The organism is Roseovarius autotrophicus (genome assembly GCF_018069895.1).
Lineage (GTDB): Bacteria > Pseudomonadota > Alphaproteobacteria > Rhodobacterales > Rhodobacteraceae > Roseovarius > Roseovarius autotrophicus.
Genome location: NZ_JAGQDH010000018.1, coordinates 38615 through 58747 on the forward strand (window position 1 = coordinate 38615; position 20133 = coordinate 58747).

Below are 20133 nucleotides of genomic sequence, written 5' to 3' on the forward strand. Positions count from 1 at the left end.
CTCACACCCCGTAGAGCCGGAAGGTGTCGCGCCCGGTCAGCTCGCGGATCGCGCCAAGCGTCACCAGCCGATCGCAGAGCCGCCGCGCGGCCCGGTCCGGCAAAGGCAGGGCGGCGGGCGCCACCGCATCGCGTGTCAGGAACATCTCGACCGCCTCCCCTGCTCCCTTGGCCCGCAGTTTCGGCGCGACCGCTTTCAGATGCGCGGCCCGACGCGCAAGGTCGGTCGCCAGATGCACGGCCTCAAGGACCGAGGCGGTCACAGCCCGATGACAGGCCAGACGCAGATCGTCGCCGCGCTTGCGCAGATCGGCGCGTTTCAACCCGGCGGCCAGCAGCGGCACCAGGTGATTCCAGCCGAGCGCCTGCGCCAGGGCGGCGTCCGCGAGGATCAGTGCGGTCACCTCCGCACGGGGCATCTCCGTCAGAACGGCCTCCAGCACCATTGTGGCGCGGGTCACCGGCGCTGGCCGCCCCGCGTCGAGCCAGCCCGCGATCTGCACTGCCAAATGCATCTGCAAGGCTCGGTGCAAGGCTTTCACCGAAACCGGCCGCTCCACCGCGCGCCGCCAGGCAAGGCAGGTTTCCCCCGCGGGTCCCGGCAGGTCGCCAGGCCGCAGCAGATGCATGACATCGCGCAACTCCCCTGCTCGCTCCTGCCGGCCCGAAAACGCGACACACGCCTCTGCCGCCCGCAGCGCCAGCCGCTCTCGCAACACGGCGCAGGGGACGTCATCGCGCTGCAACACAAGATGCAGATGGCTTAGAACCGCGCCCGACAAAAACGCCACATCTTCAAGAGCTTCAGGGCGCGCAGAAGTGACCCAGGAGGGTATCCTGGATATTGTGTCGAAGTCGTCCGCAGGATCGTGATGGGCATAGGTCATGCCCCGGCACTATATTAACGCGGCGCTTTTTTCCAGAAAATAGAACCAAACCGCCCCTCTTTGGTGTCTTCCATTATGTCCAATAAGTTTGCATTATCGGATATAAAAGAATACGCTCTGTCACATGTCAGAAATCACCGAGAAATCGCGTTCAGCGGTGCCCGGCCAGCGCTGCTGGTCAAACCCCGTCGATCAGGATGTCCAACGCGCGCTTCAATGCGGCGCGCTGGTCGATCAGCGACCCAACCCGGTCTCGCAGCTCAGCGCCGGGGACGGCCACCAATTCCTGAACGCGCACGATCCACGCCGCTCCGTCAAGTTCGACGACAGGTGTGAGGCCCGGAAAGGCGGTATATCGGCCCGCCTCGCGCAAGGGGGCCACGATGCGCGACGCCTCGATGCCGATCAGGTTGGTTTGAAGATCCACGACGAGTTGCCCGCCGTTCAGGCGAAAAAGATCGAATTGTGCCATCCTGTCGCCGCCTCAGAAGCTTCGGAAGCCCGAGAGGGGCAAGCCTTCTTTGGCAACCTCCTCGGCATAGGCGTTGATCGCGGGCTGGTTCTCCGTGCGCCAAAGGCGATTGCGTTCGACCTTGGCCGCTTCGATGATCGCGGCCTCGGCCAAACGCGACATGTTGAGGCCGAGCGACCGAGCCGTTTCGGCGACATCGGCATCCAGAGTCAGATTGACCTTCACGCGACCCATCGTAACCTCCCGGAGAATGCGTATGTCTGAGGAGTATAATTCAAGTACGACTTCCGAACAGGATCAGACAAGCCACATCGCCATGCCTGCCCATGTGGCTGGCTCCGGCAATCTTGATCGGCTCGTCGATACCGCTCGCGATTACGCGCGCGCCGCTACGTCGGAGAACACCTTGAAAGCCTACGCGAAAGACTGGGCACATTTCACCCGCTGGTGCCGGATAAAGGGTGCGGATCCCCTGCCCTCGTCGCCCGAGATGATCGGGCTTTATTTGGCCGATATGGCCTCCGGGTCGGGTCCCTCTCCTGCCCTACTGGTTTCGACAATCGAGCGCCGCCTGTCCGGCCTTGCCTGGAACTACGCGCAACGGGGTTTCACTCTCGACCGCAAGAACCGTCACATCGCCACGGTGCTGGCCGGGATCAAGCGCAGGCACGCGCGCCCGCCGGTGCAGAAGGAAGCGATCCTGGCCGAGGATCTCCTCGCGATGGTCTCCACCCTGCCTTTCGACCTGCGTGGGCTCAGGGATCGGGCGATCCTGCTTCTGGGTTATGCCGGTGGTTTGCGGCGCTCCGAGATCGTCAGCCTTGATGTCCACAAGGACGACACGCCGGACAGTGGCGGCTGGATCGACATCATTGAGAAAGGCGCGCTGCTGACGCTGAACGCGAAGACCGGCTGGCGCGAGGTCGAGGTGGGTCGGGGCTCGTCGGACCAAACCTGCCCCGTGCACGCGCTGGAGCAGTGGCTGCATTTTGCAAAGATCGACTTCGGCCCGGTTTTCGTCGGCACCTCGCGGGATGGCAAACGTGCTTCCGAGACGCGGCTAAACGACAAGCACGTTGTGCGACTGATCAAGCGAACAGTGCTGGACGCCGGCATCCGCTCAGAGCTGCCCGAGAAGGAGCGACTGGCGTTGTTTTCAGGGCATTCATTGCGCGCCGGTCTCGCCAGCTCTGCCGAAGTCGACGAGCGCTACGTGCAGAAACACCTCGGACACGCCTCTGTCGAGATGACCCGCCGCTACCAGCGCCGCCGTGATCGGTTCCGGGTAAATCTCACAAGGGCTGCGGGGCTGTGAACCACCACATCTCATGAATATCGGCGCTCGTCACTTGATCGATGCCTTAGGAATCCCATATGATGCGTGATGATTGATGCACGACAGGAAATCCATGCGAACCACTCTCTCTCTGGATGACGATGTTCTGCTCGCGGCGAAGGCCATTGCGGGGCAGCAGGGCCGGACCCTCGGCGAGGTCGTCTCCGAGCTTGCGCGGCGATCTTTGCAACGACCCGTCTCCCGCGCCGAGCGCAACGGCATTCCGCTTCTGGCGTCGCGCCCGGACGCAGCCCCTGTCACGCTGGACATGGTAAACGCGCTTCGCGATGAGGCACCGTGACCTATCTTCTCGATGTCAACGTCCTGATCGCCCTGATCGATCCCGCGCATGTCGCACATGACGATGCGCATGCCTGGTTCGCCAGCACTGGCCGGCATGCCTGGGCGACCTGTCCCATCACGGAAAACGGCGTCCTTCGCATTGTCGGAAATCCCAAATATCCGAACTCGCCGGGCTCGCCGGCCGTCGTCTCGGATATCGTCCAGAAGCTGCGCGGTCTTCCCGGCCACACCTTCTGGGCCGAAGACTTCAGCCTGGTCGGGTCCGACATCATAGATCCCGCACGTATCCTGACCGCGGCGCAGGTCACAGACACCTATCTGCTGGCCCTCGCTAGCCACCGCAGCGGCCTGCTGGCAACCTTCGATCGTCGGCTCTCTGTGGAAGCCGTCAAGGAGGGCAAGACAGCGCTTCACCTCATCCCCAGCGGAAAGCGGGCGTGACCTAATGACCTGCACGAAAAGCACCACATTGGGTCTGATGCCGGAGGGGACAGAATATACGCTGATTTTGGATCCTGCACGCTGTAGAATTCTGTAGATAGTTGGCCTTGAGACCGAGAAGAGTTCGGCGAGATCGCTGACCCTATCGACACCGCATCCCCGCAGGGCATTCAGTCTAGAATGGATTCTCCAACACAGCACCAGTCGGAGCAAAGTCATTGATGTTCCCGGTCACGACGATCGCGCCATGGCGTAGCGCCGACGCGGCTATCATCAGATCGGCACCGTTATGGCCGATCTCGGCCGAGAGCCGTCCCCAAATGCGCGCATCCTCGGCCTCGAAGGCAAGCAGCCGGTCCGAGAACAGCAAAACCGTCCGATCGAGCCAGATGCGGAGATCGCTGGCGAACGCAGGGTCGCGGGTCTCTTGCTGGCGAATGCCTCGCTCGACTTCGCCCAGCGTGATGACACTCAGGAAAAGATCCTGCTCAGCCTTTCCACGCAACCACGCGGCCACCTGGGGAGCACGGTCCGGACGACGCACGGCCGAGATGACGTTGGTGTCGAGAATGTACATCAGAAACTTACGTCACGCGGGGCGGCCGAGGCGCGCGGGAGATCTCCACCGGGAAATGCCATCAGATGTTCGGCAAAGCTCTCGCGCGCCTTCACAGCCCCCTTCAGGAGTCGGTGATACTCATCTGCAGAAAGGACGACCACCGCTGGTTTGCCACGGCGCGTCACCTCCTGCGGCGTTCCGGCAAGCGCGGCGTCGACTACCGCGCTGAACTTGTTTTTTGCATCCTGAACCGTCCACATCGCGCTTTACCTGTCTAGCTTTCTGGCTAGATAGATGATGTCTCAACTTGATCATGTCAAGGCGCATCCAACCCACAGGTTGCCGCAGATTGAATCGGGTTGGGAAAACCCATGATGAACATGGCCAATCATCCGCTGCCCTTTCGGTTGCCTCGACCGAGCGCCGCTTGTCCGGCCTGGGCTATGTGCTGGACTGGAAGGATCGCCATGTTGCGACTGTCCTGGCCGGCATCAGGCGCAAACATGCGCACAGTCTGCGTACCGGTCTGGCCAGCAGCGCAGATGCGAGCGGTTTCGCGTCAATCTGACCAGGGCCGCAGGGCTGTAAGCTTTGGCATGGGTCGCGCCCCAATCCCCCAATGTTTCGCATGCGAAACATTGGGACGCAGTCTCATTCCTCCGCCATCCCCCGAAGCCAGTCTTCCAGCCGGTTGCGAAACGCCGGATCGACCGCCGGCCCCGACAATTGCAAACCCACTCTGTTCTGGGTGAGAAAAACCCCGGGACAAATCTCGTTTTTGGCCGGGATAGAGACTGTTTTCGGCTCACGCCGCCGCACCATGCCATCCGACGCCGTCAATCCCTGCGCAGACTGGGCGGTTTCGCCCTCGACAAACGCTGAAATCAGGCTCTGTTCTGCCTCAACAGTGTCTGTTTTGACGTCTTCAAGCTGCGCAAGAAGCCGCGCACCGGCGCTGTCATCGGCTTCAATCACCTTGGCCAAAGCCAACCCCAGCCGCTCGGTCAGGGCCTGCGGGAACTGCACCGCATCCCCCAAAGCATGGTAAAGGGCCAGAAAAGAGCCTATCTTGGAGCGTTTCGCACGCGATGCCGAGGCAAAGAGCGATTGCAGCGCCACCCTGGTCGAGGGGAACACCCCCGCTTCGACCGCCCTGGCCGCGATCCGGGCGCGCTCGTAATAGCTCAGGCCAAGCCGGATCTCGTTCTCCTCGACCATGGCGACATAGGCCTCTTCCGAGCTTGCCGGTTGGCGTAAAAGGGCAAGAACAGTGTCGAAACGCGCCTCGCCGGTCTCGTCGCGCAGCCGGGTCAGTGCGGTCAGACGCCGCCAGCCGGAAATGAGCCCGAAACGCCCCTGCCCCAGATCAACCACCTCGATCGGGGTGCGCTGACCGTTGCGGCGCAGGCTGTCGAGAAGGGCGGCGAAATCCGGATCATTCCCGGTGCCGGGATGGGTGCGGTCGCGCATGAGCCAGGTGGCCTCGATCCGCTCGAGCGGCAGGCGCTGCACCAGCCGTCCTTCGTTGCGGGCGGTACTCAGTTCGCGGCTCACTTCTTCGAAGGCCGCCGTAAGCGAGGCCTCGCCCGCCACCCGGGCGATCGGGGCTGCCCCCGCAACAGGCACCGGCGCTTCCGATGTGGTCAGATAATCCTGAAGCGGGCCGCCAAGACGTTTACGCTTTGCCATGGCAAGCCTCCCGAAGGGCAGGGGGTGTTTGCCCGAATGTTTCGCATGCGAAACATCTGGAAGGGCGGGGCAGTGCAGACATGTGCCGGATCATTCCGCGACCTCCCTTTCAGCCGCAGCCATCTGATCGCGCCGCCAGACGCCAAAGAGCAGCTTCTTGAAGGCGGCATAGGTGGTGTCGAAGGTTTCGCGCCCGCGAATATAGGTCTCACGGTTGAAGTCGCGGTAATCGGCCTCGTAGATACCGCTGACCTGCTCGCCCGCCTGCCCGATCAGGGCGGTGAAATCCTGTCGCTGCGGCGCAAGCGCATGGCCGAGATAGGCCTGCATGAGACCCGCCAGTTCGGCCTGCTGCCCGGCATCGTAACGGGTGATGAGCGCGCGGACCGCATCCCACTCGAACCGCACCCCCTCGCGGCCCAGAGCCCGGGCGGCCATGTTCTCGCCCTCCTCGATGGATTGAAAGGTGGCATGGAGCATCTCGAAGAACCGGCCCGTGGAGTCGAATTCGAGGAAAGATGCCCCAAGCGGCACCAGCAGGATATCGGCCGCCGCCAACCCGTTGATCGTGAGATAGCCAAGCGCGGGGGGCGTGTCGAGGAACACCAGGTCATACTCCTGCAGGATGCCATCGGCCTCGAGACTTTCGGTCAGCGCCTCCCAGAGTTTCCAGCTGCGCGCGGCCATGCGCCAGACCGGGATCTGGAACTCGGACCAGTAGAGATTGAGCTGTGCGCCGATCAGGTCGATATTGGGCCAGTGGGTCTTCTGGATCAGGTCCTGGGCGCGCAGCTTCATCGCCTCGGCGAGCGTATCGTCGATCGCCTGGGGCGCTTCGTTGCGCTGCATGCGCAAGCGGTTCTCTTCCTGGAGGTGGCGCCCGTAATGGCGCGCGAGCAGGGGAAAGACCGTGCCCCATTCATCCTCGACCGCTCCTCCGAAGATCGAGGTCATCGAGCCCTGGCTGTCGAGATCCACAACCAGCACGCGATAGCCATCGAGCGCCGCCGACATGGCCAGATGCGCCGCAGTCGAGGTTTTGCCCACACCACCCTTGAAATTGGCGACCGCGACGATCTTGGCGGGCAGCCCCTCGGGGCGCCAGGGTTTGTATTCCTTGGTCTTCGATCCTTCCGCCGCGAAATGCGCCCGCAGCCGAAGCACCTCGTCGAGGGTGAACCACTTGGCACCGCCTTCCGTTTCCGACCGCCCCTGCGGCAGATCGGGATTGGCCTTGAGCACACGCCGGAAATGGGCGGTGGCGATCGGGATGAGATAGCGGGTGATCTCCCAGGTCGAGAACAGGCGCAGCTTGCGCGCACCGCTCTCGTCGAGCCCGCGCGAGGCGAGATCCTCACGCCCGCGCCGACAGGCTGCCGCGATCCGTTCGAAATCGCCGGTCAGTTGCGGTGGATCGAGATCGGCCATCGCGGCATCGGGCGAGATGTTGAAATAGGGGGGCAGGGGTGTCGTTCCGTCGCGTGCCACGATGTGCCTCATATGCGCTGTTTTGCGATATATACCGCGAAAATGCGAACATGGGAATATTCTCATATGCTGGAGCAAGGCGATTCGGCCTCTTCCTTGTATTTTCCCGGCAAATTCAGGGGGTTTGACCGGGTGCCGGATCTCTTTCAGGGCGAGGTGCCAAAAAATTCCGGTGTTAATGATATGTTATTTATTAGTTACGCTTATTTGTCTTTTTGCTATCTAGTTGTTCTTAATCAGAAATCTGGTCCATTTTGGTCCCTGGGTGAATCCGATCCCACGATAGGGCGACTCTGAAGCCACGATCGTGCGATTCCGAAGCCACGATCGCCGCGCCCGAAACGCTGGACGTGTTCGCGGGTGCCCGCATAAGGTGGTGATAATGAAACCCCGAAAGACAAGAGCAGGCTGGGGGCATGGGCAGTTACGCGGGATCAGAGCGGCAGGAGCTGCTGCCGGAGCGTCATCCGACGGCCGATTTCTTTGTCTGCGATATCTTCGATGCGCTGCCCAAGGACGATCTTGCGTCGATGGAGCATCCGCTTTTCTCGCTCTCGACGCGCGCCGATCTGCGGGTGCTGTCCTATCGCCACAACGATGTGTCCATTACCGTGACACCCTCGGTCAAGGGGCGGGCGACGCTTTTTGACAAGGACATCCTGATCTATTGCATCAGCCAGATCATGGCTGCGCTCAATGCCGGGCGCCCGGTCAGCCGGACGGTGCATCTGCGCGCCCATGATCTGCTGGTGGCCACCAATCGCGAGACCTCTGGCGACGGCTATCGCCGCCTCGTGGAGGCGTTCGAGAGGCTGGCGGGCACGCGCATCACCACCAATATTGCCACCACAGAGGTGGAGACGACCACCGGCTTCGGCCTCATCGAGACCTGGCAGATCCAGCGGCGCACAAGGGGCGGACGGATGGTTTCGGTACGGGTGACGCTGGCCGAGTGGCTCTATCGGGCGGTGCTGGCGAAATCCGTTCTCACGCTCAGCCGCGACTATTTCCGCCTGCGCAAGCCGCTGGAGCGGCGCGTCTATGAACTCGCGCGCAAGCATTGTGGCCATCAGCCGGGCTGGCGCATCTCGCTGCCCGTGCTGGCGCACAAATCCGGCTCGGCCTCGCCGTTGCGGGTGTTCCGCCGGATGATCCGCGACATGATCGCCACCAATCATTTGCCCGATTACGATCTCGCCGAAGAGCCGGGTGACATCATCCATGTGCGCCCGCGCCAGGTGGTGCTCGCCCCCGGCGAGGGGCCGCATCCAAGCCCCGAGGCGCTGGCCGAGGCGCGCCGCCTGATCCCCGGCGCAGATGCCCATGCGCTCGAGGCCGACTGGCGCGCATGGTGGGTGACGACCGGGCGCCCGCGCCTGCGCAGCCCCGACGCGGCCTTTCTGGGCTGGGTGCGCAAGCGGGCCTGAGGGGGATGGGGGCGACCCGGGCAGGGAGGGCGTGGCCCTCGGGCAAGGTCACGATTTGCTGACAAAATCCTGCCGCAATCGTGCTTGGCTTTCGCCTCAATGAATTCTTATCTTTACAGGTAGAGCCTGAGAACCTAATCTCAATCCTGAGTTGTATTTCCGGGAAGGTGTTGCATGATCGTCGGATTGATCCTTGTCGCCACAGTGCTTGGCGCCGCTGCGGCCCTGGGGGCGGTGCTTCTGGGGCAGTCGATCTGGATCGCGCTGCTGATCTATTCCGGCACGGGCGTGCTCGCTGTGCTGGTTCTTGCAACCATCATGGCCCTGCGCACCGATCCCAAGGACCGCGCCGAGCCCGCCGAGGCCTATCCCCTGGCCGGTCCGCAGCGCGGCTGAGCGCGCATTCCCCGCAGGCAATCGAATCGCTCGCCGGGGCCTTGACACCCGCATCGCTGCCATACCGGGAACAACTGTTTCCATTTTGCCGACACGCTCGCCGCAGACGTGCATCCCGACCGCCGGAACACGCGATTAATCCCGTATAGGTTGCAATTCCGTTTTGACCCCCAAGTTTCTTTGACTTGAGGCGAAAATAAGGCGAAAATGTGATGTGGAACTATTCGGCGATCCAGGTGGTCTGGTTAGCCACAATGCATAATCAACTGGATCCGCTTTTGTAGCGAGGTGAAGACAATGATCAAAAGTATTCGGAATATCCTGGCAAGTGCCGTGGTCGCCGCAGGAGCGCTGTCCGCTGGTAGTGCCATTGCCGCAACCATCCCAATTACGAACTCCACTGATGGCGTACAGCGGGCTGATCTGACCTGTGATCTGCTCTGCGAAGTTCTTTACACGGAGTTTGTCGATGGGGATCCTGTCATCAACAGCGTGTTCAGCAATGTCGAAGGGCGCCTTTTCAGTGTCGGCAACTCTGCACAAGCCGAGGCGGATTGGGTGAATGCCAATACCGGGTCTGACTTCTCCAAGGATGAGGGTTTCAAGACCGAGTTGAGCGGAACTCAGAATGGTGACGATTTCACCTTCTCCACCGACGCACTGTTCATTCTTCTCAAGATCGGGAGAGACCCCGAGACCACCCTGGTCAAGAACCTCTCGGGTGGCCTTCTTGAGCTGAGATGGGAGTCTCTTCCTGGACAGGGCGCGGGTCTGAGCCACTACACCGAGTTTGGCGTCGCGCCGATCCCGGTGCCCGCCGCCGGTATCCTGCTGCTCACAGCACTTGGGGGTCTTGGTTTCGCGGCCCGTCGCCGCCGCAAGGCCGCCTGATACGGCCCTACTCACGCGCACATGTTCTGAACAGCCCCCGTCACGGGGGCTGTTTGCGTTTGGGGGGTGGCCCTGTCTGCCCTTGCCGTGCGTTCTGTGCGAAAGCCGGCTGATCACCGGCTTTGCGCCACAAATTCGCCACGCCGCTGCGGAAATGTTGTAAACAATCACACGGTAAAAGATCGGATTGTCACCTGTCCGGGGCGAAACACTGGCGGGGCAAGAAATGGCAGAGCAGTATGCGGCATAGCAAACAGGTGGAAAACGCCTATCTTGGCGCCTGGCGGCGGTTGCGTGGCACCCTTGTCCTGGTGGGGGTGTTCAGCGCGATCATCAACCTTCTGATGCTGACCGGGCCGGTCTACATGCTGCAGGTCTATGACCGGGTGCTCTCGTCGGGTTCGGTGCCAACGCTCATCGGGCTCTTTGCCATCGTCATCCTGCTCTACGGATTTCTGGGCCTCTACGATTTCCTGCGCGCGCGGCTTTTGTCGCGGGCGGCGCTGCGGCTCGATGCCCAGGTGGGCGAGGAGGCGCTGCGCTTTGCCCTGCGGGCAGGCTCGGCGGGGGGGCGGGTCCGGGTCGATCCCGGCGCGCAGCCTGTCCGCGATCTCGAACTGGTGCGTGGCTTCATGGCCAGCCCGGCGATCACCGGGCTTTTCGATCTGCCCTGGATGCCGCTGTTTCTGGGGCTGGTGTTCTTCATCCATCCCTGGCTGGGCTGGCTGACGCTGGCCGGGGCAGGGGTGGTGACGGCGGCGGCGCTGTTCAATCAGGTGCTGGCGCAGAAATCGATCCATCGCGCCATGGGGCTGGAAGGGGCCGAGCGCAGCCTGATCGAACAGGCGCGCAACGATGCCGAAACCTTGCATGCGCTTGGCATGCGCGAACGGCTGGTGGCGCGCTGGCGGGGTCTGCATGATGCGGCGCTGGCGGCGGGGCAGGTGGGCAGCGATCGCTCCGAGGGATTTGCCGCCTTCTCGAAATCCTTCCGGCTGCTGCTGCAATCGGCGCTTCTGACGCTGGGGGCCTATCTGGCCCTGCGTCAGGAGATCACGCCGGGCATGATTATCGCCACCTCGATCATCGCGGGCCGGGCGCTGGCCCCGGTCGATCAGGTGATCGGGCAATGGCGCGGCATCGGTCGTGCGCGCGAGGCGCATCAGCGCCTGCGCGAGATCTTCGGACACCTGCCCGCCGACAAGCCCCGGGTCAATCTGCCCGCGCCCACGGGTGATTTGCGGGTGACGGCGCTCACCAAACTTGCCCCCCCCGCCGGACCCGAGGCCGGGGCCGACCGGCCGCGCATCCTCGATCGGGTGAGTTTCGCGCTTTCCCCCGGTGACGGGTTGGGCGTGGTCGGCAACAGCGCGGCGGGCAAGTCCACGCTGGCGCGGCTGCTGGTCGGGGTATGGGTGGCGGATGCGGGCGAGGTGCGGCTTGATGGGGCGACGCTCGATCAATGGGCGCCCGAGGCGCTTGGCCGCCATATCGGCTATCTGCCGCAGAGCCTGCATATGCTGCCTGGCAGTGTCGGCGAGAACATCGCCCGTTTCGACACGCAGGCGAAAGATGCCGATATCATCGAGGCCGCGCGCATCGCCGGCGTGCACGAGATGATCCTTGGCCTGCCCGACGGCTATGCCACCCATATGGACCGGATGACGCGGCCCCTCTCGGGTGGGCAGATCCAGCGGCTGGGGCTGGCCCGCGCGATCTATGGCGCGCCGCGCCTCATCGTGCTGGACGAGCCGAATTCCAATCTCGACGCCGATGGCGATGATGCCCTGGCCGAGGCGATCCGCACCATGCGCGCCCGTGGCTGCGTGGTGGTGGTCATGGCGCATCGGCCAAGCGCCATTGCCGCCGTCAACAAGGTGCTGCTGCTGCATCAGGGGCGGATGGCGAAATTCGGTGACAAGGACGAGGTGCTGCGCCCTGCACCCCGCCCGGTCTCGATCGTGGCACAGTGAGGACCGGACCGATGACCGCCGACGCCTTTTCCGCCCCACCCCTGAAAACCGACCTCACGAGCGCGGGCCGTTTCGGCATCCTGGCCGGGCTGATGCTTTTGACACTGGTCTTTGGCTGGGCCTATGTCACGCAGATCAGCGGCGCGGTCATCGCCTCTGGCTCGGCGGTGGTGCGTGGCAAACCCAAGATGGTCCAGAGCCTTGATGGCGGCATCGTTGAGGAAATCCGTGTCTCCGATGGCGATCTGGTGCAGGCGGGCCATGTGCTCTTGCGGCTCGATCCCACGCTGTTGCGGATCAATCTCGAGATGTATCATAACCGCCTTGCCGAGACCCGCGCCGAGATCAGCCGCCTGCGCGCCGAACAGGTGACCGGCGCGCCGCTCGTCTTCGACTATGACATGGCCTATCTCGACGGGGTGCCGCTGGCGCAGATCAATGCCGGACAGCGGGAGATATTCGAGGCCCGCCGCGAGGTGATGAAGGGCCGCAAGGATCAGCTGGCCGAGAAGATCGCGCAGTTCCACAACCAGATTTCCGGTGTTGACGGCCTGATCACCGCCAAGCGCGAACAACTGGCATTCCTGGAGAAGGAACTGGCCGATGTCAGCGCGCTCCATGCCGACGGGCTGGCGCGCGAGGGGCAGGTGCTGGAATTGCAACGCGCGCGCTCGCGGCTTCTGGGCGAGATCGCGGAACATCAGTCCGAGTTGGCCCGGATCCGCAACTCGATCCGTGATACCGAGCTCGAGATCCTGCAATCCGAGCGGCAGTTCAAGGAACAGGTGGTCACCGACCTGCGCAGGAAGGTGATGGAGGGCGAGGAACTGCTGTTGCAGATCGTCACCGCCCGCAAACAGCTTGACCGGATCGAGATCCTGTCGCCGGTGGACGGGATTGTACACGAGATGCAGATCTTCAACACGGGCAGCGTGGTCCCGCCGGGCGAGACCATCATGCAGATCGTGCCGGTCTCTGACGGGGTGGATTTTGAGATCAGGGTTGATCCCAATGCGATCGACCAGGTGGCGCAGGGACAGCGCGCCAAGGTGGTCTTTAGCGCCTTCAGCACGCGCAGTGCGCCCGAAATCTTCGGCACGGTCTCGGGCATTTCGCCCAGCAGTGTGCTCGATCCGGTGACCGGGCAAAGCTTTTACCGGGTGACGCTGGCCATCGCCCCACAGGAACTGGCGCGGCTCGAGGGCCACGAGATTCTGCCGGGCATGCCGATCGAGGCCTTCCTGCAAACCGGTGAACGCACGGTGCTGAGCTATCTCACCCGTCCGCTCAGCGACCAGCTGCGCCGCGCCTTCCGCGATGACTGAACCTGCCCTGCGGTGATGCGGCAGGGGCACAATGGCGCAGCTTCATGCAGGATACCTTGTTTTCAAACGGGTTTTGCGCCATCTTGGGCGGGAGTGGCCGCATGTGACAAACCGGTGCCAGAAACCGGGGCGCATGGGCAGTGAGGCAGGATATTTTCATGACGGGCCAGGGTCGGCGCAGGGCGTCCCGCGCATTTTCCGTTCTGACCGGGCTGGCGCTTCTGGCGGGCTGTTCGGATGTGCCTTATGACGCGCCCGCCTTTTCCTTCCTGTCTTCCTACAAATCCGCGCAGGCCGGGGCACCGGTGCTGCTCAGCAATGCCAATTGGTGGAAATCCTTCAACGATCCCACTCTTGACGCCCTGATCGAGACGGGGCTGGCGGGGAATCTCAGTCTCGATATCGCCCGCGAGCGCGTGACCGAGGCCGAGGCGATCCAGCGCAGTGTGCCGCAATCGGCCTTTCTCTCGCCCCGGGCCGGTGTGCGCGGCGAGCGCGACGAGAACGGCCGGACCGACACCCGCGCCAGTGCCTCGCTCGGGTTCGACTGGATCGTCGATATCTATGGTGGACGGCGCGCACAGATCGACGCGGCAGGCGCGCGCATCGAGGTGGCCGATGCCGAGGTCGATGCCGCGCGGCTTCTGTTGCTGCTTAATATCGCCAATGCCTATGTCGATCTGCGTTACCAGCAGGCCAGCCTCGCCCTGCGTCAGTCGGAACTGGCCTCGCGCCGCCAGACGCTGGAGCTGATCGAGCGGCTGCAACAGGGCAATGCCGCGACCCAGGTCGATGTGGTCAAGGCGCGCGCGCTCGTCTCCGAGACCCGCTCGGAAATCCCCGCGATCCGCGCCGCCATCGACGCCGCCCGCAACGAGATCGCCGTGCTTTCCGGCAAGGTGCCCGGCACGCTCGGGATCGACCTCGACAAGGGCGTGCGCCAGCCGCGCGTGTCGCTGTCGCCTGAGGTGGGAATTCCGGCCGATCTGTTGCGCAACCGGCCCGATATCCGCGTGGCCGAGCGCCGCTATTACGCCGCCTTCCGCGATGTGGCTGCGGCGCGCGCCGATCTTTATCCGCAACTGTCGCTGAGCGGCACGATCACGCGCAGCTCGCTCTCGGGCGCGGCGGGCACCGAGTATTTCTTCGGCCCCGCACTCACCTTTCCGATCCTGCCCAACACCGCGCGCCGCGCCAATGTGGAGCAGCGCGAGTCGCTTGTCCGCCAGACCCATACGCAATGGAAACTGACCGTGCTCGAGGCAATCCGCGACGTGGAGACCTCGCTCGCCGACTATGCCGCCGCCCTGTCAGCACAGCGTTCGGCGGAGGAAACGGTGCGGCTCTACAAGGAGGTGGTCACGCTGACCCGCCAGATCGTCACCCGCGACGGCGCCACCATCCGCGACCTGATCGATGCCGAACAGAACGTCTCCAGCGCCAACACCACCCTCGCCGCCACCCTCCGCCGCGCCGGCCGCAGCTTTGTTGCGCTGAACGTGAATCTGGGGTCGGGGCACGGGGCGGGGGAGCCAGGATAGGCGATTTGCCGCCCGGATGGTGCCCCCGATCCACACCATCCTTCCGCCATAGTGTGGTCTCAGATAGATCAATCTTTCCTGCTTTCTTCTCCGCGATTGAAGTCAGATTCAACGCAGGACACAGGCGGAGTCAGCCATGACGATTTTCTCGGTTTCGAATTCGGAAGAACTCCTGAAAGCCCTGGCCTCGGCCAAGGGCGGCGACACGATCGAGCTGGCGGGGGGGGATTATGGCAACCTGACGCTTATCGATGGTAGGACGCCGTTCAATGTCACGTTCGACGGAGAAGTGACAATCCGTTCCGCAGATGCCGAGCAACCGGCGAGTTTTTCGGGGATGGACTTGCGCGGGGTGTCCAACTTGACCTTCGACGGTATCGTCTTCGATTACCAGTTCTCGCTGGGTGATCCACTTTGGGCAAGTCCCTTCATGATTACGGCGGGCAGTGACAACATTACCATCAAGAATTCGATCTTTGATGGCGATCTCGCAAGTGGAGTCTCCGAGATTGATGATGGATATGGGTATGGAAAAGGCCTGGTCGTACGAGGATCCTCCAACATATCTGTTATTGATAGCGAGTTTTATGATTGGCACCGGGGCGCGACTTTTGGAGAAACAGATACTATCGATTTCTCTGGTAACGAGCTTTACGCATTACGCTCCGATGGAATTAATTTCACTTCTGTCACATCAGTGATAATAGAGAACAACTATTTTCATGATTTCAAGGCATCTCCGGATTCCCCGGATCACATGGATATGATCCAGTTCTGGACGAACGGGGGCACTACTCCAAGCATTGATATAGTTATAAGGGGAAATATCCTAGATATAGGCGAAGGATCTCTCACACAGTCAATTTTTATGCGAAACGATATGGTTGATCGAGGACTGGCCGGGGAGGAGATGTATTATCAGAATATTCTTATTGAGAATAATACGATCTACAATGCTCAAACACATGGCATTACCGTTGGTGAAACCGATGGGCTGGTTGTTCGCAATAACACTATCCTGCACGTCGAAGGAGAAATGCACGGTGCGGTGGGATCGGTAACAATACCAAAGATCAACGTAAGTCCAGATTCGAAATCAGTTGTGATAGAAGAAAACATCACTGCTGCTATCAATGGATTCAATGGACAATCCGACTGGAGCGTTGCATCCAATGCGTTACTGCAGCCCTCAGAGTATTTTGAACATTTCATCACATCGTCTCTGGATGCAGTGAATGGGGCACACAGTTATATTATCTTGCCAAATGGATATATCGAATCCCTGAATGCCGGCTCGACTGCTGCCCAGTTTTCCGATGTGTCGAATGGAATGTTTTCCCAGTTCCTTGTGCGTTCCGACGCTTCCTCGGCCCAGACACTGGTGTTCGACGCCTCGCTGACGGTGGGGCCGTTCGGTCTCGTCTCGGAAGAAGACGCGGAGTTCATCTGGACATTCGGGGACGGCACGACGGCGACAGGCCAGGTCGTGGCGCATGAGTTCGCCAGGGCCGGGCATTACGACGTCACGCTCAAGGTGATTGCACAAGATGGAACCACATCCTTGTCACAGGTCAAGGCAAGCATCGCAGGCGCCGATATCCTGGCTTTTGACGCGGAATCTGGTTGGTTCGAGGCGCTTGCCTTTGGTGAAGAGCGGGCACTTGATGCCGGGGCCTTGCCATTGAGCTCGACAGCGGATGGCCTGGCTCTCAAGCTGGGCGGGGCCGGCAAGCAGGCCAGTATCGATCCCAACGAACTGTCACGCTTTTTCGGTAATGACAACTTCGAGCTCTCCATGACCCTGAAGGCAGGCCATGCCGACAGCTGGGGTGAGGTCGCACGTATCCATGGAAGTTTCATCACCGGCGTGGATCAGAACGGGAATTTCTCACTCGATCTGTTTCCAGAGGACGGATCTCGTTTGCGACTCAAAAGCAGCGGAGTCGATGTGACCGATGGGCAGAGTCATGACATCATTGTCCGGTTCGATGGGGAGGCAGGGTTTGTCGAGATACTCATCGACGGCAAGGTTGTCGCGTCACAGAGTGTAACCGGCTCTCTGGCCGGAGGTCTGAGGGCGCTTGATTTCGGCAACCCCTGGGGAGGGACTAACTTTGACGGAGAACTGTCGGCCTTCTCTCTCAAGGCCAGTGCGTTTGATTTCCCGCTCTATGACGGGTCCGTGGCAGGATTGGATCGCGCGATCCCGGTAGAGGAAGATACGTCCCAGCCCGCACCCGCCATCCCTGTTGAAGACAGGACACCGGAAGAGACGGTGGAGACACTATCAGAGGAAATCATGCAGGAAAACGATCCGGGCGAGACCGTCACGCCACCAGAACCGCCTCTGTCCGAACCGGTAGAACCGGACTCGGGGGAACAGACCCCATCAGAGGAGGATTCCGGTTCGCTCGAACCGATCCTGCTGAAAGGCGGGTTCAAGCTCGACTTCGCGAACATTCAGAACACGGTCACGTTTCACGACAACGCTCATGTTGTCACAACGCCGGTCGGATCGGCCATCACTTTCGACGGCAAGAAAGATTACGTCTCTCTTGGACGTCTGACAGACTTCGAATCCTCTCAGAAGATCGCCTTCTCGATTGATTTCGTGAATGAAAACAGCAAAAGTTCGGAGCGATTGGTCTGGAACCATCAAAAGATCGGGCTCACCCTGGAAGGTGACGGGCTTCATGTGCAGATCGCCAATAATGACGGCAACTTCAACAACGGCTTCCGGGTTGCGGGTCTCGGTCTTGACGATGGCGACCGGCACAACGTGATCGTCATGGTTGATGCCGAGGCGGACAGGCTTCAGATCGTGGTGGACGATGTGCTGGTCCTGGATGAGCAGAACACGGACTTCGATTTTGTCGGGGCGGGTGGGCAGGAGTCGGGCTGGTCTCTGGGCACCGCCTGGAACCGCTGGTTTGATGGTCAGGTCTATGATTTCCAGGTGAGCGACGATTTCGATTTCATCGAGACCAGCACGGTAGAGGGAACGCTTCTCGTCTGATCCCCGCGCACCTGGCTGCGTGGCCCTGATGCCATATCCGGAAAAGCTTATCCTTCCGGATATGGCAAAAGCTTTCGGGTCAATATCCCACGACCGATCACAAAGCCTGCGATGATCCCCAGGACATTCATAAACAGGTCATCCACATTGAATTGCCGGTAGGCACAGGGATAAAGCCCCCAGATACCTGTGAGCTGTGTCAGCTCCACTGTCAGGCTCAGGGTTGCTCCGAACAGCATGGCAATCAGGAATCTCCTGACATGCCGGGACAAGGCCAACCCGATGAAAAGGCAGATCAGGAAATTCATCAGGGTCGCCGCAATTGTCCGGTTGCCCAGCCAGCCGATCAGGGTGCGATCTTGCTCTCGAAGCACGGCTACCGTATCCCAGAACCTGAAAAGTTTCAGTTGTGGTGTAGCTGAAGGCACCGGGCAGTCCAGGGTCTGCAAATCCGGAAAAGGATGTTGTGTAAGGAACACAAAGAAAAAGGTCACCCAAAGCAAAGGGGCTGCGCGCCAGATTTCCATCTGGCGCAGCAGGCGACCGAGGCCCAGAATGCAAACCGTCACCAAGGCAGCGTAGATTGCCGCAAGCCCGGCCAGCCCCACCAACCAGAGAAGCGTCACGTCAGACCGGCTTCGGCGAGGGCGCTTTCGGTGGCATCAGCCGTCAGGAACCGGCCATAGGGACCGACTTCGATGTTCTCCCGGATGATACGGGCAGGATTCCCCGCAACAATGCATCGCGGAGGCACGGATTTGGTAACGACAGAACCCGCCCCGACCACACAATTGTCTCCGATCTCGACACCGGGCAGGATCAGGCTGCGCCCACCGATGAAACAGTTCTTGCCAATCCGGGTGTGCAGATACATGCCGCGTGTCCGGTCATGCGTCAGGATACGCGCCTCAAAGGCGATGAAGCTGTGGGCGTCGACATGGACGCCAATTGGGAAAGTCCGGTCGAATTTCGATGACAAGGACATCTGCACCGTCGGGTGGATATCCATCCCCCAGACGCGCGTCAGCCAGAAGCGCCGCGATGCCATGAGCATGTTGCGCAGGCCGCTCAGCTTGTTGAGACCACGGCGGCGGGCCTTGGCAGGCATCATGGAATTCGGGGTTGGCATGTTCTTCGGACTCGCTGGGAACGTGATCGGCTTGCCGATGGATATAGCATGGCTGGCAACGGGGGCGCCATCAGGACGGTGACCGGCAATGCCATCCGATTCCACTTATCTTGTCCAGATTTTGGCACTATGACGCTGTAGAGGAATGTCATCCGCACAGTTCTGGTCAATGGGTTTTCGATGGATACGGTCAGTGGACACAATCATGGAAACAAGCGTCCCGGAACCATAGCCGGGCGCCTGTCTGCCGTGTCCGGCGCGGCCCCGCTGAAAAGCCTGTTGCCGCTGCCTATCGCACTCTATCTGCTCATTGTCATAACACCGGTCAGGTTCAATCTTGGACCATTGCTCATGACAGGACTCAGGCTCTATCTTATTCTGCTCATCATTCCGCTGGTATTTCGCCTGCTTTCAGGTCGTATGGGCGGCATTTTTGCGATAGATGTTCTTTTCATCCTGCACATCATCTGGATGACCATCGCGCTATCGATGAACAATCCGGACATGGTCGTTACACAGTTTGGATCGGTCGGTGTCGAGTTTCTTGGCGGATATCTGCTTGCTCGGGCCTATATCAGGACACCGGAATCATTTTCGGCTCTGTGCCGGTGGATTGTAATGATCGTTGTCTTCACAGCTCCCTTTGCAGTAATAGAAAGCATAAACGGACGGCCAATTATCATTGAGACAATTAACAGAATACCCGGCTTGTTTTCTGTTTCAGATGTCCAGAATCCACCTCGTATGGGGTTGGAACGGGCACAGGTCGTGTTTGCTCACCCCATCCATTACGGGTTGTTTTGTTCTGTCGCCATGTCTTTGTGTTTTGTTGCCCTCAGAGATCAGATTTCTGATTTCTGGCGGTATATGTTTTCCGGCATTATCCTGATTTCTGGCTTTCTCGCTCTTTCTAGCGGGGCTCTTCTTGCGATCGTTCTTCAACTCTGCTTGATAATTTGGGCCGTTTTATTCAAGGGGCTTCGCTGGCGATGGTGGCTTCTGGTCGGTCTTTTTGCAATCGCCTACATCATTGTGGAAGTACTCTCTAATCGGTCAGCAATTATAGTACTCTTGAGCTATGCGTCTTTTTCCGCACATAATGCTTACTGGCGGTCGATCATCTTCGAATGGGGAATGGTGAATGTCTGGGCCAATCCTGTCTTTGGTATTGGCCTGAATGATTGGGTTCGTCCCTGGTATATGTTCTCGGGTAGCATGGACAATTTCTGGCTTGTCATGGCCGTTCGCTATGGCATTCCTG

General features: G+C 60.8%; 20 protein-coding genes and 1 pseudogene. 12 read left to right on the forward strand and 9 right to left on the reverse strand.

Going from position 1 to position 20133, the window contains the following annotated elements; genetic code table 11:
- Window position 1: 1 nt before the first annotated feature.
- The 3 genes from KAK09_RS14830 to KAK09_RS14840 all read right to left on the reverse strand — a co-directional run bounded on the left by KAK09_RS14830 (window position 2) and on the right by KAK09_RS14840 (window position 1592).
- Window positions 2-886, reverse strand: coding sequence for a DUF1403 family protein (locus tag KAK09_RS14830; RefSeq protein ID WP_210879722.1), 885 nt, complete (start codon window positions 884-886; stop codon window positions 2-4).
- 178 nt (window positions 887-1064) lie between these two features.
- A complete protein-coding gene (locus KAK09_RS14835) occupies window positions 1065-1358 on the reverse strand; it encodes a CcdB family protein (protein ID WP_210879723.1) in 294 nt (97 codons plus the stop codon).
- 12 nt (window positions 1359-1370) lie between these two features.
- Entirely contained in the window at window positions 1371-1592 is a 222-nt protein-coding gene (locus KAK09_RS14840; protein ID WP_210879724.1) for a type II toxin-antitoxin system CcdA family antitoxin, read from the reverse strand.
- An 82-nt stretch (window positions 1593-1674) separates the two neighbouring features.
- Here KAK09_RS14840 and KAK09_RS14845 point away from each other — a divergent pair, with 82 nt between their 5' ends.
- The 3 genes from KAK09_RS14845 (at window position 1675) to KAK09_RS14855 (ending at window position 3438) form a co-directional block, all read left to right on the forward strand.
- A complete protein-coding gene (locus KAK09_RS14845; protein WP_418895538.1) occupies window positions 1675-2673 on the forward strand; it encodes a tyrosine-type recombinase/integrase in 999 nt (332 codons plus the stop codon).
- 94 nt (window positions 2674-2767) lie between these two features.
- A complete protein-coding gene (locus tag KAK09_RS14850) occupies window positions 2768-2995 on the forward strand; it encodes a hypothetical protein (RefSeq protein ID WP_210879726.1) in 228 nt (75 codons plus the stop codon).
- Window positions 2992-3438, forward strand: coding sequence for a TA system VapC family ribonuclease toxin (locus KAK09_RS14855; protein ID WP_210879727.1), 447 nt, complete (start codon window positions 2992-2994; stop codon window positions 3436-3438). Before KAK09_RS14850 ends, KAK09_RS14855 begins: the two co-directional genes overlap by 4 nt.
- 175 nt (window positions 3439-3613) lie before the next feature.
- Here the strand turns inward: KAK09_RS14855 and KAK09_RS14860 are convergent, their stop codons facing one another.
- On the reverse strand, window positions 3614-4015 hold the full coding sequence (locus tag KAK09_RS14860) for a type II toxin-antitoxin system VapC family toxin (protein ID WP_210879728.1): 402 nt from the start codon (window positions 4013-4015) through the stop codon (window positions 3614-3616).
- Window positions 4015-4257, reverse strand: a complete 243-nt coding sequence (locus KAK09_RS14865) for a type II toxin-antitoxin system Phd/YefM family antitoxin (protein WP_210879729.1) — start codon at window positions 4255-4257, stop codon at window positions 4015-4017. Before KAK09_RS14865 ends, KAK09_RS14860 begins: the two co-directional genes overlap by 1 nt.
- A 131-nt stretch (window positions 4258-4388) precedes the next feature.
- On the opposite strand from KAK09_RS14865, the pseudogene KAK09_RS18825 reads away from it, so the two are divergent.
- Window positions 4389-4505, forward strand: a pseudogene (locus tag KAK09_RS18825) (integrase); the annotation flags it as partial.
- 143 nt (window positions 4506-4648) lie between these two features.
- Here KAK09_RS18825 and KAK09_RS14870 read toward each other — a convergent pair.
- On the reverse strand, window positions 4649-5686 hold the full coding sequence (locus tag KAK09_RS14870; RefSeq protein ID WP_210879730.1) for a ParB/RepB/Spo0J family partition protein: 1038 nt from the start codon (window positions 5684-5686) through the stop codon (window positions 4649-4651).
- Window positions 5687-5776: 90 nt separating this feature from the next.
- A complete protein-coding gene (locus KAK09_RS14875) occupies window positions 5777-7114 on the reverse strand; it encodes an AAA family ATPase (protein WP_418895539.1) in 1338 nt (445 codons plus the stop codon).
- Window positions 7115-7590: 476 nt separating this feature from the next.
- Here KAK09_RS14875 and KAK09_RS14880 point away from each other — a divergent pair, with 476 nt between their 5' ends.
- From KAK09_RS14880 to KAK09_RS14910, 7 genes are all read left to right on the forward strand, one after another.
- The gene (locus KAK09_RS14880; protein ID WP_210879732.1) at window positions 7591-8601 is read left to right on the forward strand and encodes a replication initiator protein A; all 1011 of its coding nucleotides are present in this window, start codon (window positions 7591-7593) and stop codon (window positions 8599-8601) included.
- Window positions 8602-8775: 174 nt separating this feature from the next.
- The gene (locus KAK09_RS14885) at window positions 8776-8997 is read left to right on the forward strand and encodes a hypothetical protein (RefSeq protein WP_210879733.1); all 222 of its coding nucleotides are present in this window, start codon (window positions 8776-8778) and stop codon (window positions 8995-8997) included.
- Window positions 8998-9294: 297 nt separating this feature from the next.
- Window positions 9295-9888, forward strand: a complete 594-nt coding sequence (locus KAK09_RS14890; RefSeq protein WP_210879734.1) for a VPLPA-CTERM sorting domain-containing protein — start codon at window positions 9295-9297, stop codon at window positions 9886-9888.
- A gap of 239 nt (window positions 9889-10127) precedes the next feature.
- Window positions 10128-11861, forward strand: coding sequence for a type I secretion system permease/ATPase (locus tag KAK09_RS14895; RefSeq protein ID WP_210879735.1), 1734 nt, complete (start codon window positions 10128-10130; stop codon window positions 11859-11861).
- Between the two features lie 11 nt (window positions 11862-11872).
- The gene (locus tag KAK09_RS14900) at window positions 11873-13186 is read left to right on the forward strand and encodes an HlyD family type I secretion periplasmic adaptor subunit (protein ID WP_210879736.1); all 1314 of its coding nucleotides are present in this window, start codon (window positions 11873-11875) and stop codon (window positions 13184-13186) included.
- 158 nt (window positions 13187-13344) lie between these two features.
- A complete protein-coding gene (locus KAK09_RS14905) occupies window positions 13345-14727 on the forward strand; it encodes an efflux transporter outer membrane subunit (protein ID WP_210879737.1) in 1383 nt (460 codons plus the stop codon).
- A gap of 136 nt (window positions 14728-14863) precedes the next feature.
- Window positions 14864-17743: a right-handed parallel beta-helix repeat-containing protein gene (locus KAK09_RS14910; protein WP_210879738.1), complete on the forward strand. Its 2880-nt coding sequence runs from the start codon at window positions 14864-14866 to the stop codon at window positions 17741-17743.
- Between the two features lie 47 nt (window positions 17744-17790).
- On the opposite strand, the gene KAK09_RS14915 is transcribed toward KAK09_RS14910, so the two are convergent.
- Both KAK09_RS14915 and KAK09_RS19030 read right to left on the reverse strand, forming a co-directional pair.
- Window positions 17791-18369, reverse strand: a complete 579-nt coding sequence (locus KAK09_RS14915) for a VanZ family protein (protein WP_210879739.1) — start codon at window positions 18367-18369, stop codon at window positions 17791-17793.
- Window positions 18366-18851 (reverse strand): acyltransferase, encoded by a 486-nt coding sequence (locus KAK09_RS19030; protein WP_272491273.1) that lies wholly within the window; start codon window positions 18849-18851, stop codon window positions 18366-18368. Before KAK09_RS19030 ends, KAK09_RS14915 begins: the two co-directional genes overlap by 4 nt.
- A gap of 201 nt (window positions 18852-19052) precedes the next feature.
- Here KAK09_RS19030 and KAK09_RS14925 point away from each other — a divergent pair.
- A partial coding sequence (locus KAK09_RS14925; RefSeq protein ID WP_210879741.1) for an O-antigen ligase family protein occupies window positions 19053-20133 on the forward strand: 1081 nt, incomplete at its 3' end.

Excerpts from the sequence above, each read along its gene's own strand:
- KAK09_RS14850 (WP_210879726.1), top strand. The coding sequence starts at position 2,768 with ATGCGAACCACTCTCTCTCTGGATGACGATGTTCTGCTCGCGGCGAAG.
- KAK09_RS14830 (WP_210879722.1), bottom strand. The coding sequence starts at position 886 with ATGACCTATGCCCATCACGATCCTGCGGACGACTTCGACACAATATCC.
- KAK09_RS14870 (WP_210879730.1), bottom strand. The coding sequence starts at position 5,686 with ATGGCAAAGCGTAAACGTCTTGGCGGCCCGCTTCAGGATTATCTGACC.
- KAK09_RS14865 (WP_210879729.1), bottom strand. The coding sequence starts at position 4,257 with ATGTGGACGGTTCAGGATGCAAAAAACAAGTTCAGCGCGGTAGTCGAC.
- KAK09_RS14885 (WP_210879733.1), top strand. The coding sequence starts at position 8,776 with ATGATCGTCGGATTGATCCTTGTCGCCACAGTGCTTGGCGCCGCTGCG.
- KAK09_RS14835 (WP_210879723.1), bottom strand. The coding sequence starts at position 1,358 with ATGGCACAATTCGATCTTTTTCGCCTGAACGGCGGGCAACTCGTCGTG.
- KAK09_RS14895 (WP_210879735.1), top strand. The coding sequence starts at position 10,128 with ATGCGGCATAGCAAACAGGTGGAAAACGCCTATCTTGGCGCCTGGCGG.
- KAK09_RS19030 (WP_272491273.1), bottom strand. The coding sequence starts at position 18,851 with ATGCCTGCCAAGGCCCGCCGCCGTGGTCTCAACAAGCTGAGCGGCCTG.
- KAK09_RS14905 (WP_210879737.1), top strand. The coding sequence starts at position 13,345 with ATGACGGGCCAGGGTCGGCGCAGGGCGTCCCGCGCATTTTCCGTTCTG.
- KAK09_RS14900 (WP_210879736.1), top strand. The coding sequence starts at position 11,873 with ATGACCGCCGACGCCTTTTCCGCCCCACCCCTGAAAACCGACCTCACG.
- KAK09_RS14845 (WP_418895538.1), top strand. The coding sequence starts at position 1,675 with ATGCCTGCCCATGTGGCTGGCTCCGGCAATCTTGATCGGCTCGTCGAT.
- KAK09_RS14910 (WP_210879738.1), top strand. The coding sequence starts at position 14,864 with ATGACGATTTTCTCGGTTTCGAATTCGGAAGAACTCCTGAAAGCCCTG.
- KAK09_RS14840 (WP_210879724.1), bottom strand. The coding sequence starts at position 1,592 with ATGGGTCGCGTGAAGGTCAATCTGACTCTGGATGCCGATGTCGCCGAA.
- KAK09_RS14880 (WP_210879732.1), top strand. The coding sequence starts at position 7,591 with ATGGGCAGTTACGCGGGATCAGAGCGGCAGGAGCTGCTGCCGGAGCGT.
- KAK09_RS14875 (WP_418895539.1), bottom strand. The coding sequence starts at position 7,114 with ATGGCCGATCTCGATCCACCGCAACTGACCGGCGATTTCGAACGGATC.
- KAK09_RS14890 (WP_210879734.1), top strand. The coding sequence starts at position 9,295 with ATGATCAAAAGTATTCGGAATATCCTGGCAAGTGCCGTGGTCGCCGCA.
- KAK09_RS14860 (WP_210879728.1), bottom strand. The coding sequence starts at position 4,015 with ATGTACATTCTCGACACCAACGTCATCTCGGCCGTGCGTCGTCCGGAC.